This is a genomic window from Leifsonia sp. L25, assembly GCF_050632895.1.
The window spans coordinates 80,952-95,825 of the sequence record NZ_JBODRZ010000003.1; the positions used below are offsets into that span (position 1 = coordinate 80,952).

Consider the following 14,874-nt stretch of genomic DNA (forward strand, 5'->3'; position numbering starts at 1 on the left):
CGACACCATGACTGCACTGCGCGTCGTGATCGGCAGCGATGACGCCGGCTTCACGCTCAAGGAGACCCTCCGCGACGACCTGGAGGCCCACCCGCTCGTCGCCTCGCTCGTCGATGTCGGTGTGGACGCCGACGGCCACACCGCCTACCCGGCGGTCGCGGCGGCCGCAGCCGAGTTGGTCGCGTCCGGCGAGGCCGACCGCGCGCTGCTGGTGTGCGGCACCGGGCTCGGTGTCGCCATCGCGGCCAACAAGATCCCCGGCATCCGCGCCGTCACCGCCCACGACTCCTACTCGGTCGAGCGGGCGGTGCTCTCGAACGACGCCCAGGTGCTCTGCCTCGGGCAGCGCGTCATCGGCACGGAGCTGGCCCGCCGCCTCGTGAACGAGTGGCTGACCTACCGGTTCGACACGTCCAGCCCCTCGGCGCGCAAGGTCGAGCTGATCGGGGACCTGGAGCGATGAGCGGCGCCTTCGACGGACGGGTCGTGATCGTCACCGGCGCCGCAAGCGGCATCGGTCTCGCCGTCGCCGGCTGGTTCGCCGAGCGCGACGCCACCGTGGCCGGTGTGGACCGGGACGCGCGGGTCGCCGATGCGCTCGCCGGGCTGCCGGGCTCCGGGCACGTGCCGGTGGTCGCTGACCTGACCGAGCCGGGAGCCGCGGAGACGGCCGTCGCCCGGATCCAGGCCGAGTCGGGCATCCCGCACATCCTGGTCAACTCCGCCGGCATCGCCCGCCTCTCCCCCGCACTGGCGACGACGGCCGCGGACTGGGACAGCACGATCGCGGTCAACCTGACCGCGAGCTTCCGGATGGCGCAGGCGGTGGGTGCGCGGATGGTCGCCGCGGGCTTCGGCCGCATCGTGAACCTGGCGTCGCAGGCGAGCGTCGTCGGCCTGGACGAGCACGTCGCCTACTGCGCGAGCAAGGCCGGCCTGCTCGGGATGACCCAGGTGCTGTCGCTGGAGTGGGCGCCCCACGGCGTCACCGTCAACGCCGTCTCGCCGACCGTGGTGGAGACACCGCTCGGCCGAGAGGCGTGGAAGGGGTCGAAGGGCGACGAGCTGCGCGCCCGCATCCCCGCCCGGCGTTTCGCCCAGCCGGAGGAGGTCGCCGCGCTGATCGGCTACCTGGCCTCCGACGAGGCGGGCATGGTCACCGGCGAGAACATCCTGATCGACGGCGGCTACGCCTCCATCTAGGCCGGCGCCGCGATACGGATCGACAGAGACAGGAGCAGGGATGGGCAGGACGGTCGGCGTCGACCCCGATCAGTTGTCGGCGGGCGCGAAAGCACTCAAGGGGGTCGTGACCGGCCCTCGTCCTTCCGCGGACGAGTCCAGCCGTTTCGGCTCGACGGTCGCCTGGGGGGCGGTGAGCCGGTACGAGGCGTACTGGGTCCGCGGCCAGTCGGCCGTCGACGACCTGGTCGCCGGCCTGGCCGGCGCACTCGCCCAAGCGGCCGAGTCGTATCCGCGCCGGGATGCGGAAGACGCCGACCGGTTCGCGGGCGACCGGGGTGGTTTCTATGGCTTCTAGGTGGGCGGGTTCGAGATGGGCGGACTGGTCGCCGGTCGGGTTCGACAGCGACCCTACGCCGGGTGATCCGGAGCTGGTGGAGGCGCTGGTCGCCCACCTACGGAAGTGGTCCGGCCGGCTGGAGCGGCAGTCGATGGTCGCGCGGCAGGTGGTGAAGACCAACCTCGGGGCGGCATCGTGGTCGGGCCTGGCCGCCGAGGTGTTCTCGGACCGGCTGCGTACGCTGACGGCTGCGGCCCTGAAGGCGGCCGAACTGCACAATGAGGGGGTCGTGGCGGCGACCAGGTGGTCGCTGGCGCTGGAGTACACCCAGCGCGAGGCAGGCGAAGCGCTGCAGGACGCCAAGGAAGCGCTGGCGGACCTGGAAGCGGCGGAGGCGTCGGTGGCCGCCCTGGGCGTCGAACAGGCGGCGCTGCTGTCGGCGTTGCGCGCGCTGGAGAAGGCGTACAGCTCCACCGAGAAGCCGCCGCCGGGGTCCTCGGCGCCGACGCATCTGGACCTGGCGAACGCCCGCCGACGGGAACAGGACGCGAGCGACGAGCTGGCGAGCGCGCGCCGCACGGTCGTCGACGCGCAGGAGCGGCTGGACGACGCGAAGCGGAGAGCCGAACGGGCGAAGCAGGAGTACGACGCGGCCGAGAGAACTTTCGCCGATGCACTGGACGGCGCACTCCACGGCGCCCTGCCGCCCGCGCCGAAGCCGGAACTGAAAGCCTTCGCGTCGGTGGTCGGAAAGCTCTCCCACATCCCCGCCTCAGCGAGTGTGAACGCGTCCCTGATGGACACGCTGAAGCGGTTGACGCCCGAGGAGCTGGCGGTGCTCGCGGCGGAGAATCCGCGGCTCGTACAGGAGTTCTGGAAGCATCCGCCGTCGCCGGATTCGGTAGCGAAGTGGTGGGGCGGGCTCGGCGACAAGGCGAAGGAGGCGTTCGAGGCCGCGGCGCCTTGGGTCCTCGGCAACCTGGCCGGGCTGCCGTATGAGGTTCGCGACCGCTGCAATCGCGCCGTCTACGAAGCGGCACAGCTGCGCACGGCCAGCCTCACCCCGGAGCAGCGGAAGGTGCTGATCGCTCTCGAAACGGTGCTCTCCGACCCGTTGGCGTCGTTGGTGTCTTTCAACCTGGACGCGTCGGTGCCGATGGTCGCGGTCGGGTACGGCGATCTGGACACGGCGGACACGGTGACCTGGGCGGCGCCCGGGATGAACTCCGACGCGGCGGACGGCACGGAGAGCTGGTCCCAGGCCGCGAGGAACCTGTACCGAGAGCAAAACCGAGTCGACGGGAGTCATAAGCATGCCGTGGTCGGCTGGCTGGGGTACGACACTCCGGACCTGGCGAGCGTGAACAATCCCGCGTTGGCTCAGGACGGATCGTGGCGGTTCGCGAACGAGCTGGACGGAACACACGCCACCCGGACCGCGCACCCCGCCGTACCGTTCCCGTACGTGTCGGTCGTAGCTCACTCGTATGGGACGACGATGGCCGCCGATGCGTTGACACGGGTGAAACACGACGTGGACTCCTTCACCATGCTCGGGTCGGCGGGGATCGACACCCACGTCGTGGGATCACTGACGGATCTGCACGTGAAGCGCCCGGGCGGCCAGCCGGCGATCTTCACAACGACGGCCCAGCTGGACCACCTCGCACCATTCGGCTCGGCTCTCGGAGGCCGGGCAGAGCCGAACCCCGAAGCGCTCCGCTCCCCGGGGACGGGATGGGCGACGCCCTTCATCGGGTTGAACGTGCCGCAGTCGATGGGCGGCGCGCAATCGTTCTCCTCCGAGGGAGCAGTACTCCCAAACGGTGAGGTCTTGAAACAGACCATGGGCCACAGCACAGTGGGAGAGCAGACGGACGAGCTGAACCTGCTCAACGGGATCGCCCCTGAAGGCTTCGGCTACCTCGATCCGAAGACACAGGCCTTGCGGAACACGGGTTACACCACGGTCGGTCAGCCCGAAAACGTCGAGGGTGGATTGAGGCCCACACGGTGAATCGGAGATCGGATTGTTTCGTGAATCGAATCGTGAAATCGTGCGCCGTGACAGTCGTCGCAGCCGCGACGGTATCTCTCCTAGGAGGTTGCATGTCTGTTCCTGCTCTACGTGATCCCAGCCCGCAAACGCCGGGCACCCCACAAAAGACGATCACCGAACTACTGACCCAGTGGGCCGACCTCACCAACGCCGCCATCGCCGCCACCGGCGACACTGAAGGCTGGTATCGCGGTCCTATCCAAAACAACAGGCCCTGGGACCCGGCTGCGGAGGAAGTGAGCCTGCCACCGTGCGGGACCGTCGGAGCGAAGACAGCACATCAGGTGAGCAACGACGTGACACACATCGCGTTCGAGGATGACCCGCACCCGATCGCGGACAAACTCACCGCATATTGGGAAAGCCAAGGATTCACCGTCGAACGAACTGTCGATTGGACCTCCCCCTCCGGCAAGATGGATGTCGCGATCCGCGCCACACGACCGGACGGGGTCTTCTACGGACTCGGGGTCACCAGCGAGATCGTTTCCATCGACGTATCGACGGAGTGCTCCACCCACCCCTCCATCCAGTCGTGGGCACGTGAGCGATCACTGCGCAACTTGAACACGCCGTCACCGTCACCGTCCCCAGCCGCGTCCGCCACCACGGAGGAGCCGGATGACGGGTTCTTCTGGGGATGATCCTCGGACGCGCATCGCCACGGGCCGAAGTCGCCTCCCGCCCGGGTCGACAGTGCGACAATGTTGCGGGTGCGGGGTGTTGAACCTCAACGACTCTCCTGCGACGGTGGCCGGTGGGCCGAGGTGCACCGGATGATGGGCCGATCGAGCGGGTTCGTCGGCCGTTTCGTGAAGTTGTGCGGTTTGGCGACCGTGACAGCGTCACTGCTCGGAGGCTGTATGGCTGTTCCCGCTCTACGCGACCCCGTCCCACAATCCCCGGGCACCCCGCAGAAGACGATCACCGAACTACTGACCCAATGGGCCGACCTCACCAACGCCGCCATCGCCGCCACCGGCGACACCGAAGGCTGGTACCGCGGCGCGATCCTCGACAACAGGCCCTGGGACCCGGCCGCGGAGGAAGTAGGCCTGCTGCCGTGCGGGACGGTCGGAGCGAAGACCGCTCACCAGGTAAACGCCATCGTTACACACGATGCGTTCGAGGCTGACCCGCACCCGATCGCGGACAAACTCACCGCCTACTGGGAAAGCCAAGGATTCACCGTCGTACGAACAGTCGATTGGACCTCCCCCTCCGGCAAGATGGATGTCGCGATCCGCGCCACACGACCAGACGGCGTATACAACGGACTCACCGCCGTCAGCGATCAAGTGTCCATCAGCGTATCGACGGAGTGCTCCACCCACCCCTCCATCGACACGTGGGCGCGTGAGCGATCACTGCGCAACTTGAACACGCCGTCACCGCCACCGTCGCCAGCACCGGGACAGCCTAACTAGGCCACGCGACGGCTCGCCCCGCGGAGCGACCCGCACCCCTCAGACGTGGAAGTACGGGATGATCAGGTACAGCCCGTACAGCACCGCCGCCCCGCAGAGCACGAAGCACGTATAAGCGCCCGCCAGCGCAGCACGCTTGCGACCCTCGCTCACCGGGCTCTTGCGCTGGGCTTTCTCGGCCTTCCGCTGAGCCTTCGCCGCCTGCTCCGGGGTGATGACCGTGATGGCGTCGGTGAACTCCGCGGGCTCCACGAACAGCGCGCGACCGGCCACCGCGAGCAGGCGCGTGCCCAGGGCGTAGAAGCCGACGACCACGCACGCGCCGATCAGGGACGCGGCGAACACGCTGAGGAACTGGAGGACGGCGCTCATGCGGGGTTCCTTCCGGAGCGCTCCTTCTTGAGCGGCTTGACCTTCTTGATCTTCACCACGCGACCGGACGCGGCGACGTCGCTGTGGCCTTGGACCGGAACGGGCGCGACCGCGTTGATGCTGGAGACCCGGTTGCGGCGCGAGCGCCAGAAGATGAACGTGATGACGACGACGGCGACCACGGTGTCGATGAGGATGCCGATCGGGCCGAGCAGGCCGATGAACGCGGCGAGAGCGCCGACCACGCCGGCGGCGGGCAGCGTCAGCACCCAGCCGATCGCGATCCGGCCGGCGGTGCCCCAGCGCACCGAGGCGCCGCGGCGGCCGAGGCCGGAGCCGATCACCGAGCCGGAGGCCACCTGGGTGGTGGAGAGCGCGAAACCGAGGTGGCTGGAGGCCAGGATCGTCGCGGCCGTGCTCGTCTCCGCAGCGAAGCCCTGCGCCGGCTTCACCTCGGTGAGGCCGCGGCCGAGCGTGCGGATGATCCGCCAGCCGCCGGAGTAGGTGCCCACCGCGATGGCGAGCGCGCACGAGACGACGACCCAGAGCGGCGGCCCGCTCCCCGCCGGCAACAGGTTCGCGGAGATCAGCAGCAGCGTGATGACGCCCATCGTCTTCTGCGCGTCGTTGGTGCCGTGCGAGAGCGCGACGAGCGACGAGGAGAAGATCTGGCCGTAGCGGAAGCCGCCGCGGCCGTCCGGGCGGCCGTCGTAGCGCCGCGTGATCCAGTACGCCAGCTTGGTCGCCGCCCAGGCGACCACACCCGCGGTGAACGGCGCGATGACTGCCGGGAGGACCACCTTCTGCAGGACGGTCGGAAAGTTCACGGACGCCAACCCGGCTCCGACGATCGCCGCGCCGATCAGGCCGCCGAACAGGGCGTGGCTGGACGACGACGGGAGGCCGTAGAGCCAGGTCACCATGTTCCAGACGATCGCGCCGACCAGCCCGGCGAAGATCAGCTCGGGCGAGATCAGCACGCCGCCGGAGCCCTCGTTGATGATGCCGCCCGAGATCGTCTTGGCGACCTCCGTGGACAGGAACGCGCCGACGAGGTTCAGGACCGCGGCGAGCGCGACCGCGATCTTGGGCCGCATGGCGCCGGTCGCGATGGGCGTCGCCATCGCGTTCGCGGTGTCGTGGAACCCGTTGGTGAAGTCGAAGAAGAGGGCCAGCGCGATGACCAGCACGATGATGAGGGTGAGATCCACCGGCTTCTTTCTCGTGTGGACTGCCGACAGCAGTTCATCGGAAGTTCATGCGGAGCGGCTGGCGCGATTAATCAGCCGCACACATGTTTTCACGGCGGTCTCCGGCGCGTCAAACCGTCAGAGCCGGTCGACCGCCGTCACCCGGACGACCGCGACCCCGGCGCGGGCGGAGTCCGCCAGCAGCACGTCCGCTGCGATCCCCCAGTCGTGGTCGCCTTCGGGATCGGCGATGATCTGGCGGACGCGCCACACCCCTTCCGCTGCGGCCGGGGTCTCGTCCACGACGATCATCGCCGCAGCCCGCGCCGACGCGTCCGTGAGGATCTCGTCGTGCTCGGCGTAGTAGGCCTCCAGCGCCTCGTCCCACTGCAGCTCGGTGAACGAGGGGGCGGCCGCTTCGGCGAGCGCCGCCGCCTCGTTCTCGAGCGCGCCGAGCTCCTGGACACGGTCCAGCGCCGCGAGCTGCACGCGCCGGAACAGCTCGTTGCGCACCAGCACGAAGAAGGCGCGGCGGTTGGTGGTGACGTTCCGCGGCGCGGGCGGGGCGAGCTCCCCCGCTCCTCGGCGTGCCGGGCGGCGTCGGGGTGGACCAGCTCCTCCCACTCGTCCAGGAGGCTGGAGTCGACCTGGCGGACCAGTTCGCCGAGCCACTCCACGATGTCGCGCAGCTCCTCGGTGCGGAGGTCCAGCGGCACGGTCTGGTTCAGCGCGCGGTAGGCGTCGGAGAGGTAGCGCAGCACGACGCCCTCCGAGCGGGCGAGCTTGTAGAAGGCGATGAACTCGCCGAAGGTCATGGCACGCTCGTACAGGTCGCGGACCACCGACTTGGGGCTCAGTTCGAAGTCGGCCACCCAGGGCTGGCTGGAGGCGTAGGTCGCGAACGCTTCGTGCAGCAGCTCGTCGTGCGGCTTGGGGTGCGTGACGGTCTCCAGCGCCTCCATACGCTCGTCGTACTCGACGCCCTCCGCCTTCATGGCCGCGACCGCGTCGCCGCGCGCCTGGAACTGCTGCGCGGAGAGCACCGGTCGCGGGTCGTCGAGCGTGGCCTCCACCACGGAGACGATGTCGAGCGCGTACGTGGGCGACTCGGCGTCGAACAGCTCGAACGCGGCGAGCGCGAACGGCGACAGCGGCTGGTTGAGCGCGAAGTTCGGCTGGAGGTCGACCGTGAGGCGGATCTCGCCTTCCACGGCTTCCACGACTCCGGCCGTCAGCAGCGAGCGATACAGGCCGAGGGCGCGGCGGGCGAGCGCGAGCTGCCGCTTCCACGGCTCGTGGTTGTCGAACACCAGGTCGCGGACGTGCCCGAAGACGTCTCCCCCGCGCCCGATGACGTTGATGAGCATGGCGCTGGTGATCTGCATGGACGAGGTGAGCGTCTCCGGCTCGGCCTCCACGAGCTTGCGGAAGGACGGCTCGCCCCAGGAGACGAAACCCTCCGGCGCCTTCTTCCGCACGATCTTGCGGCGCTTCTTGGGGTCGTCGCCGGCCTTCTCGAGGGCCTTGATGTTCTCGCTCTCGTGCTCGGGCGCCTGCACGACGACGGTGCCGGCGGTGTCGTAGCCCGCCCGACCGGCGCGCCCGGCGATCTGGTGGAACTCGCGCGCGTTGAGTTGGCGCATCCGGGTGCCGTCGAACTTGGTCAGCGCGGTCAGCAGCACGGTGCGGATCGGGACGTTGATGCCGACGCCGAGCGTGTCGGTCCCGCAGATCACCCGCAGCATCCCGCGCTGGGCGAGCTGTTCGACCAGCCGGCGGTACTTGGGCAGCATCCCGGCGTGATGCACGCCGATGCCCTGTCGCAGCAGCCGGGAGAGGGTGCGGCCGAAGGAGGTCGTGAACCGGAACTCCCCGATCAGCTCGGCGATCGCGTCGCGCTGCTCGCGGGTCGCGATCTTGGCGCTGGAGAGCGCCTGCGCGCGCTCCAGGGCGGCGAGCTGCGAGAAGTGCACGATGTAGATCGGTGCTTGGCCGGTGTGCAGGAGGTCCTCGACCGTGTCGTGGATGGGCGTCAGCTCGTAGTAGTAGTGCAGCGGCACCGGGCGCTCGACGCCGGTGACCGTCGCGGTCTCCCGGCCGGTGCGACGCGACAGGTCGGCGGCGAGCGCCGTCACGTCGCCGAGCGTCGCCGACATCAGCACGAACTGGGCGCGGTTCAGGAGCAGCAGCGGCACCTGCCAGGCCCAGCCGCGGTCCGGGTCGGAGTAGAAGTGGAACTCGTCCATGACGACCTGTCCCACCGGGGTGTCCGCTCCCTGCCGGAGGGCGAGATTGGCGAGGATCTCGGCGGTGCAGCAGATGATCGGAGCGTCGGCGTTCACCGCGGAGTCGCCGGTCATCATCCCGACGTTCTCCGCGCCGAAGATGTCCACGAGCGCGAAGAACTTCTCCGACACCAGCGCCTTGATCGGCGCGGTGTAGAAGGTCCGGTCGCCGCGGGCCAGCGCCGCGAAGTGCGCGCCGACGGCGACGAGCGACTTCCCGGTCCCGGTCGGGGTCGACAGGATGAGGTCGGACCCGCCGACGATCTCGATCAGTGACTCGTCCTGCGCCGGGTACAGGGTGATGCCGGTGGACTCCGCCCAGGCGACGAACGCCTCGTAGACGGCGTCCTCGCTCACGGAGGAGGGGCCGGCCCAGCCGGGGAGGTCGTCGACGCGCAGGGAGGCCATAGGGCCCAAGCCTGTCACAGCGCGGGGATGCTCGGCATATCCACCGGGTCGCGCGCTTATCCTTCCGCTATGGGATCGCCTGTGTCTGCGGAGCCGGCCCGGCACGCCTCCTGGGGCGCCGCCGCCGTGGGCGCCGCGAGCGTCGTGGCGGGGGTGGGCGCCGCCGAACTGCTGAGCGCGTTCTTCGTGCAGGACGGCAGCCCGGTCCTGGTCGTCGGCGCGCTCGTCATCGATCTCACCCCGGCCTGGCTGAAGAACGCCGTGATCGGCGTGTTCGGGACCGGCGACAAGGCGTTCCTCATCTCGTCCCTCGCGGTCGTGCTCCTCATCGGGGGCGCACTGGCGGGCTGGCTGGAGCTGCGGCGGCCTCCGCTCGGCCGCGTCCTGATCGGGCTGGGCGGCGCGCTGGGCGTCGTCGCCGCGTTCACGCGCGCAGGCTCGTCGATCGTGAACGTCGTGCCGTCGGCGCTCGCGGCGCTGGTCGCGATCCTGATCCTGGGCTGGCTGGCCGATCTTTTGCGCGGCACCCGGCCGACCCGGATCGCCCCCGAGGGCGCGGTCAGCAGGCGGCACTTCGTGAGCGCCACTTCGGCGACCGCCGCCGCCGGAATCGTGGCGACGATCGTGGGTCAGGCGATCGCGACCGGTTATCGCGCCGCCTCCGCCGCGCGTGCCGCCTTCCGTCTGCCGAAGCCCGCCGTCGCGGCGCCCCCTGTTCCGGCCGGTGCGTCGTTCGACCTCCCCGGCCTGGCGCCGATCATCACGCCGAACGCCGACTTCTACCGCATCGACACCGCGCTGCAGATCCCCGGCATCGACCCGTCGGCCTGGCGGCTGCGGATCACCGGCATGGTCGAGAAGGAGGTCGAGCTGACCTTCGCCGAGCTCCTGGCCCTCCCGCTGGAGGAGTCCATCACCACGCTCACCTGCGTCTCCAACGAGGTCGGCGGCGACCTGATCAGCAACGCGACGTGGCTCGGCTACCCGATCCGTCACCTGCTGGCGCGCGCGAAGCCGTCGGCCGACGCCGACATGGTGCTCTCCCGCAGCCAGGACGGCTGGACCGCCGGGACGCCGCTGGAGGCGCTGACCGACGGCCGCAACGCGATCCTGGCGGTCGGGATGAACGGCCAGCCGCTGCCGCTGGAGCACGGCTACCCCGTGCGGATGGTCGTCCCCGGGCTGTACGGCTACGTCTCGGCGACCAAGTGGGTGGTCGAGCTGAACGTGACGCGGTTCGACAAGGCGACCTCGTACTGGACCGATCGCGGCTGGTCGGAGCGCGGCCCGGTCAAGCTGGAGTCACGCATCGACGTGCCCTCGGACGGGCACCAGGTGAAGGCGGGCACGGTCGCCGTCGCCGGGATCACGTGGTCGCAGCACGTCGGTGTGAGCGCCGTGCACGTGCAGGTCGACGGCGGCGCCTGGCAGGAGGCCACCCTCGCCGACGCCATCTCGGCCGACACCTGGCGGCAGTGGAAGTACGCCTGGAACGCGACGCCCGGCGCGCACACCGTCAAAGTGCGCGCGACCGACGCGCACGGGACCGTGCAGACCTCCAAGGTGCAGGACGTCGTGCCGGACGGCGCGACCGGATTGCACACCATCGGCGTGACCGTGGTTGGCTAGCGCCATGTCCTCCCCCGCTCGCCCCGCGCCGCTCGTCGCGCGCGGCCCCGCGCTGCCGTCGGAACAGCGGGCGCGTTACGCCCGCACCATGCAGCTCCCGGGCTTCGGGGAGGTCGCCCAGCGTCGCCTCCGCGCCGCGCGGGTGCTCGTCGTCGGCGCCGGCGGCCTCGGCTCCGCGGTGCTCCCCTTGCTGGCGGGCGCCGGGTTCGGGACGATCGGGATCGTCGACGACGACAGCGTGGAGCTCAGCAACCTGCCACGGCAGACCATCCACCGCGAGCGCGACCTCGGCCGGCAGAAGACCGCGTCGGCGGCCGACGCCATCCACGCCATCGACGGCGGGATCGCGGTGCGGGTGTTCCCTGAGCGCCTCACCTCGGCGAACGCGCTGAGCATTCTCGACGGCTTCGACCTCGTGCTCGACGGCAGCGACAACTTCCCGACCCGGTACCTCGTGGACGATGCGGCGCTGCTGGCCGGCCTGCCGGTGGTCTGGGGCGCGGTGCACCGGTTCGGCGGGCAGGTCGGGCTGAGCTGGGCGGCGCACGGGCCGCACTACCGCGACCTCTTCCCGGTGCCTCCGGAGCCCGGGAGCGTGCCGAGCTGCGCGGAGGCGGGCGTGCTGCCCAGCGTGTGCGGCGTGATCGGCTCGCTGATGGCGAGCGAGGCCACCAAGGTCGTGACCGGGGAGGGGACCTCCTGCTCGGGCGGGTGCTCGTGCACGACGGGCTGCGCGGGACGTTCCGCGAGCTGCCGTACGCCGCCGACCCGCAGGCGGAGCACGTGACGGAGCTGATCGACTACGAGCTGTTCTGCGGAGTCGCGCCGGCCGACGCGGGGTGGCGGCCGCCCCGGCGGCGGCCACGACCGTCTCCCCCGCCGACCTGGCCGCGCGCCTGGCCGCAGGACAGCCGCACGTCCTCCTCGACGTGCGCGAGCCGTGGGAGGCCGACATCGCCGAACTGCCCGGCTCCCTGCTGGTGCCGCTCGACGTGGTCGTGCGGGACGCGCCAGGGGTGGCCGAGCGGCTGGGCGACGACCCGCTCGTGATCATCTGCCACCACGGCCCGCGCGCCGAGACCGCGCGCCGGCTGCTGGAGGCCGCCGGCGCCCCGGGAACGGTGCTGGAGGGCGGCCTGGACGCGTGGTCACGCGAAGTCGACCCGTCCCTCCCCCGCTACTGACCGCGCCGCGGTCGCAACACAGGGGTCGCAACACGCCGCATCGCCGCGCACGTAGCGGCGTGTTGCGACCCCTGTCGTGGCCGGCCCTCCACGGAAGCCTCGCCTGGCATCGGGCCGCGCGGGATACTGAACCCATGACCCCACCGCGCAGCGTCGAGGACCACGTCGAGCACGTCAACCGTCTGCTGGAGCCGCTCTGGGCGGAGCCGGACGTGGAGACCGTCCAGCTCGCCGAGGCCGCCGGGCGCGTCGCCGCGGCGGACGTCCGGTCGGAGGTGGACCTCCCGCTGTTCCGCAACTCGCAGATGGACGGCTACGCGGTGCGCGCCGCCGACGTGGCCCACGTGCCGGTCGCGCTCGAGGTGACCGGCGATGTCCCGGCCGGACACGAGGTGCCGCTGACGCTGACGCCGGGCACCGCCATCCGGATCATGACCGGCGCCCCGGTGCCGAGCGGCGCGGACGCGGTCGTGCCCGTGGAGGACACCGAGCTCGTCCTCGGCCGGGACGACGACCTGGCAGGCGCAGTGGTCGAGATCCGGCGCTCGCGGAAGCGCGGCGAGTTCGTGCGGGAGCGTGGCAGCGACCTGGAGCGCGGCGACGTGCTCGTGAAGGCGGGCACCCGGCTGGCCGCGCGCCACCTGGCGGCGCTCGCGGCGGCGGGCGTCAGCTCGGTGGCGGTGCGGGCGCGGCTGCGCGTCGCCGTCCTCACCACCGGCTCGGAGCTGGCCGCGCCGGGCCGGAGTGTGCGCTTCGGCCAGGTCTTCGATGCGAACGGCGTCGCCCTCGCTGCGCTGGTCGAGGAGTCCGGCGCCGTCGTGTCGCTGCGGGCGAGCAGCAGCGACGACCCGGAGTCGTTCGCGAAAGTGTTCGACGCCGCGGTCGCCGCCTCCGACCTGGTGATCACCTCCGGCGGCATCTCGAAGGGGGCGTACGAGGTCGTGCGGGAGGTGCTGCTGCCGCGCGGCGCGGAGGTCACCACCGTCGCGATGCAGCCGGGCGGCCCGCAGGCGACGGCGGTGGTCGATGGCGTGCCCGTGCTGTGCTTCCCGGGCAACCCGGTGAGCACGCAGGTGTCGTTCGCGGTGTTCCTGCGCGGGCCGCTGCGTGACGCGGCCGGGTTGCCTGCGCTGCCGGTCCGGCGGGTGCGGCTCGCCGAGTCGGTGCGGTCGGTCCCGGGCAAGCGCCAGTTCCTGCGCGGCCGGGTCGGCGACGACGGCGTCGCGCCGGTGTCGGGACCGAGTTCGCACCTCGTCGCCGCGATGGCCACCGCGGACGTGCTCATCGACCTGCCCGCGGAGGCGGAGGCGGTCGACTCGGGCTCGGACGTGACAGTCTGGACCCTATGAGCGAGCTCACCCACCTGGACGCCGACGGCCGCGCCCGCATGGTCGACGTCGGCGCGAAACCGGAGACCGACCGGGAGGCCCTCGCCCGCGGCCGGCTGGCGACCACCCCCGAGGTGGTGCGCCTGGTGGCGGCGGACGACCTCCCGAAGGCCGACGTGCTCGCGACCGCGCGCATCGCCGGGATCGCCGGCGGCAAGCGGACGAGCGACCTGATCCCGCTCTGCCACCCGCTGCCGCTCGATTCGCTGCGCGTGGACTTCGCGCTGGACGAGGCGGCGGGGTCGATCACGATCGAGGCGGTCGCGCGCACGCACGGGCGCACCGGCGTGGAGATGGAGGCGCTGACCGCGGTCGCCGTGGCGGGCCTGACCCTGCACGACATGGTGAAGGCGGTGGACCCGGCGGCGAGCGTGACGGATGTCCGGCTGGTGGCGAAGAGCGGGGGGAAGCGCGGGGAATGGCGGCGGGAGGGCGAGGAGAGAACCGTCGCCGCGACGCCGGCGCGCACCTCGTCGAACCCCGGCGCCGCCATCGTCGTCGTCGCCTCCACCCGCGCCGCGGCGGGTGAGGCGGCCGACACCACCGGCCCGGTCATCGCCTCCTGGCTGGACGCGCACGGCCTCCGCCCGGAGGTGCGCGTCGTCGCGGACGCGGAGATCGCGCCGGCGCTCAAGTCGGCCGTCGCCGAGCACCCCGCCGTCGTCCTCACCACCGGCGGCACCGGCGTCTCCCCCGACGACCGCACCCCGGAGGCCACGGCCGCCGTGCTCGACCGCGAGCTCCCCGGACTCGCCGACGCATTGCGGGCGCGGGGTGCCGCCTCGACTCCGCTCGCTGCGCTGAGCCGCGGCCGGGCGGGCGTCGCCGGCCGCACGCTGGTCGTGAACCTCCCCGGCTCGCGCGGCGGCGTCGCCGACGGGCTCGCGGTCCTCGACGACGTCCTGGCGCACCTCCTCGACCAGCTCGGTGGCGACACCGACCGCGGCCACGAAAGCGGGATCCGATGACCGCCGTCTTCGCCGACGTCTCCGACCGGCCGCTCGACCCGTCCACGCTCGACGAATTCGTCTGGCGCCGCGAGGCAGGCGCCGTCGTGTCGTTCCAGGGCATCGTGCGGGACCACGACGGCGGCCGCTCCGTCGTCTCGCTCGACTACCGCGCGCATCCCGAGGCCGCCGACTTCCTCCGGCGCTGCTGCGAGGAGGTCGCCGAGAGCACCGGGCTGCGCGTCGCCGCCGTCCACCGGGTCGGCTCGCTGACCATCGGCGACCTCGCGCTCATCGCCGCGGTCGCGGCCCCGCACCGGGCGGAGGCGTTCGCCGCCTGCGCCGAGCTGGTCGAGCGGATCAAGGCCGAAGTGCCGATCTGGAAGCGCCAGCACTTCGGCGACGGCGCGTCGGAGTGGGTCGGCATCTGAGCGAAAGCCGCTCCGGGGTCGATTTCGACGCT

14 protein-coding genes and 1 pseudogene are annotated in these 14,874 nt (G+C 71.3%); 12 read left to right on the forward strand and 3 right to left on the reverse strand.

What is annotated here, in order from left to right; genetic code table 11:
- Window positions 1-7: 7 nt before the first annotated feature.
- The 6 genes from ACRAWC_RS04230 to ACRAWC_RS04255 all read left to right on the forward strand — a co-directional run bounded on the left by ACRAWC_RS04230 (window position 8) and on the right by ACRAWC_RS04255 (window position 5,008).
- The gene (locus ACRAWC_RS04230; protein ID WP_431346629.1) at window positions 8-463 is read left to right on the forward strand and encodes a ribose-5-phosphate isomerase; all 456 of its coding nucleotides are present in this window, start codon (window positions 8-10) and stop codon (window positions 461-463) included.
- Entirely contained in the window at window positions 460-1,203 is a 744-nt protein-coding gene (locus tag ACRAWC_RS04235; protein WP_431346630.1) for a GolD/DthD family dehydrogenase, read from the forward strand. The genes ACRAWC_RS04230 and ACRAWC_RS04235 overlap by 4 nt, the downstream gene beginning before the upstream one ends.
- Before the next feature lie 40 nt (window positions 1,204-1,243).
- Entirely contained in the window at window positions 1,244-1,540 is a 297-nt protein-coding gene (locus ACRAWC_RS04240; RefSeq protein WP_431346631.1) for a hypothetical protein, read from the forward strand.
- Window positions 1,530-3,539: an alpha/beta hydrolase gene (locus ACRAWC_RS04245; protein ID WP_431346632.1), complete on the forward strand. Its 2,010-nt coding sequence runs from the start codon at window positions 1,530-1,532 to the stop codon at window positions 3,537-3,539. Before ACRAWC_RS04240 ends, ACRAWC_RS04245 begins: the two co-directional genes overlap by 11 nt.
- A 92-nt stretch (window positions 3,540-3,631) precedes the next feature.
- Window positions 3,632-4,225: a hypothetical protein gene (locus ACRAWC_RS04250; RefSeq protein ID WP_431346633.1), complete on the forward strand. Its 594-nt coding sequence runs from the start codon at window positions 3,632-3,634 to the stop codon at window positions 4,223-4,225.
- A gap of 219 nt (window positions 4,226-4,444) precedes the next feature.
- Complete coding sequence (locus ACRAWC_RS04255) at window positions 4,445-5,008, forward strand: hypothetical protein (protein WP_431346634.1); 564 nt, start codon at window positions 4,445-4,447, stop codon at window positions 5,006-5,008.
- 39 nt (window positions 5,009-5,047) lie between these two features.
- Here ACRAWC_RS04255 and ACRAWC_RS04260 read toward each other — a convergent pair whose 3' ends face one another.
- The 3 genes and pseudogenes from ACRAWC_RS04260 to ACRAWC_RS04270 all read right to left on the reverse strand — a co-directional run bounded on the left by ACRAWC_RS04260 (window position 5,048) and on the right by ACRAWC_RS04270 (window position 9,263).
- Complete coding sequence (locus tag ACRAWC_RS04260) at window positions 5,048-5,380, reverse strand: peptidase (RefSeq protein WP_431346635.1); 333 nt, start codon at window positions 5,378-5,380, stop codon at window positions 5,048-5,050.
- Window positions 5,377-6,591, reverse strand: a complete 1,215-nt coding sequence (locus ACRAWC_RS04265) for an inorganic phosphate transporter (RefSeq protein WP_431346636.1) — start codon at window positions 6,589-6,591, stop codon at window positions 5,377-5,379. Before ACRAWC_RS04265 ends, ACRAWC_RS04260 begins: the two co-directional genes overlap by 4 nt.
- 117 nt (window positions 6,592-6,708) lie before the next feature.
- A pseudogene (locus ACRAWC_RS04270) lies at window positions 6,709-9,263 on the reverse strand (DEAD/DEAH box helicase).
- A gap of 69 nt (window positions 9,264-9,332) precedes the next feature.
- Here ACRAWC_RS04270 and ACRAWC_RS04275 point away from each other — a divergent pair.
- From ACRAWC_RS04275 to ACRAWC_RS04300, 6 genes are all read left to right on the forward strand, one after another.
- Window positions 9,333-10,892, forward strand: coding sequence for a molybdopterin-dependent oxidoreductase (locus ACRAWC_RS04275; RefSeq protein WP_431346637.1), 1,560 nt, complete (start codon window positions 9,333-9,335; stop codon window positions 10,890-10,892).
- 4 nt (window positions 10,893-10,896) lie between these two features.
- The gene (locus ACRAWC_RS04280) at window positions 10,897-11,679 is read left to right on the forward strand and encodes a HesA/MoeB/ThiF family protein (protein WP_431346638.1); all 783 of its coding nucleotides are present in this window, start codon (window positions 10,897-10,899) and stop codon (window positions 11,677-11,679) included.
- Between the two features lie 52 nt (window positions 11,680-11,731).
- On the forward strand, window positions 11,732-12,076 hold the full coding sequence (locus ACRAWC_RS04285) for a rhodanese-like domain-containing protein (protein WP_431346639.1): 345 nt from the start codon (window positions 11,732-11,734) through the stop codon (window positions 12,074-12,076).
- A 134-nt stretch (window positions 12,077-12,210) separates the two neighbouring features.
- On the forward strand, window positions 12,211-13,425 hold the full coding sequence (locus ACRAWC_RS04290; protein ID WP_431346640.1) for a molybdopterin molybdotransferase MoeA: 1,215 nt from the start codon (window positions 12,211-12,213) through the stop codon (window positions 13,423-13,425).
- Complete coding sequence (gene moaCB, locus ACRAWC_RS04295) at window positions 13,422-14,432, forward strand: bifunctional molybdenum cofactor biosynthesis protein MoaC/MoaB (RefSeq protein WP_431346641.1); 1,011 nt, start codon at window positions 13,422-13,424, stop codon at window positions 14,430-14,432. The genes ACRAWC_RS04290 and moaCB overlap by 4 nt, the downstream gene beginning before the upstream one ends.
- On the forward strand, window positions 14,429-14,842 hold the full coding sequence (locus tag ACRAWC_RS04300) for a molybdenum cofactor biosynthesis protein MoaE (protein ID WP_431346642.1): 414 nt from the start codon (window positions 14,429-14,431) through the stop codon (window positions 14,840-14,842). The genes moaCB and ACRAWC_RS04300 overlap by 4 nt, the downstream gene beginning before the upstream one ends.
- The last annotated feature ends 32 nt before the right edge of the window (window positions 14,843-14,874 follow it).

Bases quoted from the DNA above. Each gene is read 5' to 3' on its own strand.
- ACRAWC_RS04230 (WP_431346629.1), top strand. From the start codon at position 8: ATGACTGCACTGCGCGTCGTGATCGGCAGCGATGACGCCGGCTTCACG.
- ACRAWC_RS04235 (WP_431346630.1), top strand. From the start codon at position 460: ATGAGCGGCGCCTTCGACGGACGGGTCGTGATCGTCACCGGCGCCGCA.
- ACRAWC_RS04240 (WP_431346631.1), top strand. From the start codon at position 1,244: ATGGGCAGGACGGTCGGCGTCGACCCCGATCAGTTGTCGGCGGGCGCG.
- ACRAWC_RS04245 (WP_431346632.1), top strand. From the start codon at position 1,530: ATGGCTTCTAGGTGGGCGGGTTCGAGATGGGCGGACTGGTCGCCGGTC.
- ACRAWC_RS04250 (WP_431346633.1), top strand. From the start codon at position 3,632: ATGTCTGTTCCTGCTCTACGTGATCCCAGCCCGCAAACGCCGGGCACC.
- ACRAWC_RS04255 (WP_431346634.1), top strand. From the start codon at position 4,445: ATGGCTGTTCCCGCTCTACGCGACCCCGTCCCACAATCCCCGGGCACC.
- ACRAWC_RS04260 (WP_431346635.1), bottom strand. From the start codon at position 5,380: ATGAGCGCCGTCCTCCAGTTCCTCAGCGTGTTCGCCGCGTCCCTGATC.
- ACRAWC_RS04275 (WP_431346637.1), top strand. From the start codon at position 9,333: ATGGGATCGCCTGTGTCTGCGGAGCCGGCCCGGCACGCCTCCTGGGGC.
- ACRAWC_RS04280 (WP_431346638.1), top strand. From the start codon at position 10,897: ATGTCCTCCCCCGCTCGCCCCGCGCCGCTCGTCGCGCGCGGCCCCGCG.
- ACRAWC_RS04290 (WP_431346640.1), top strand. From the start codon at position 12,211: ATGACCCCACCGCGCAGCGTCGAGGACCACGTCGAGCACGTCAACCGT.
- moaCB (WP_431346641.1), top strand. From the start codon at position 13,422: ATGAGCGAGCTCACCCACCTGGACGCCGACGGCCGCGCCCGCATGGTC.
- ACRAWC_RS04300 (WP_431346642.1), top strand. From the start codon at position 14,429: ATGACCGCCGTCTTCGCCGACGTCTCCGACCGGCCGCTCGACCCGTCC.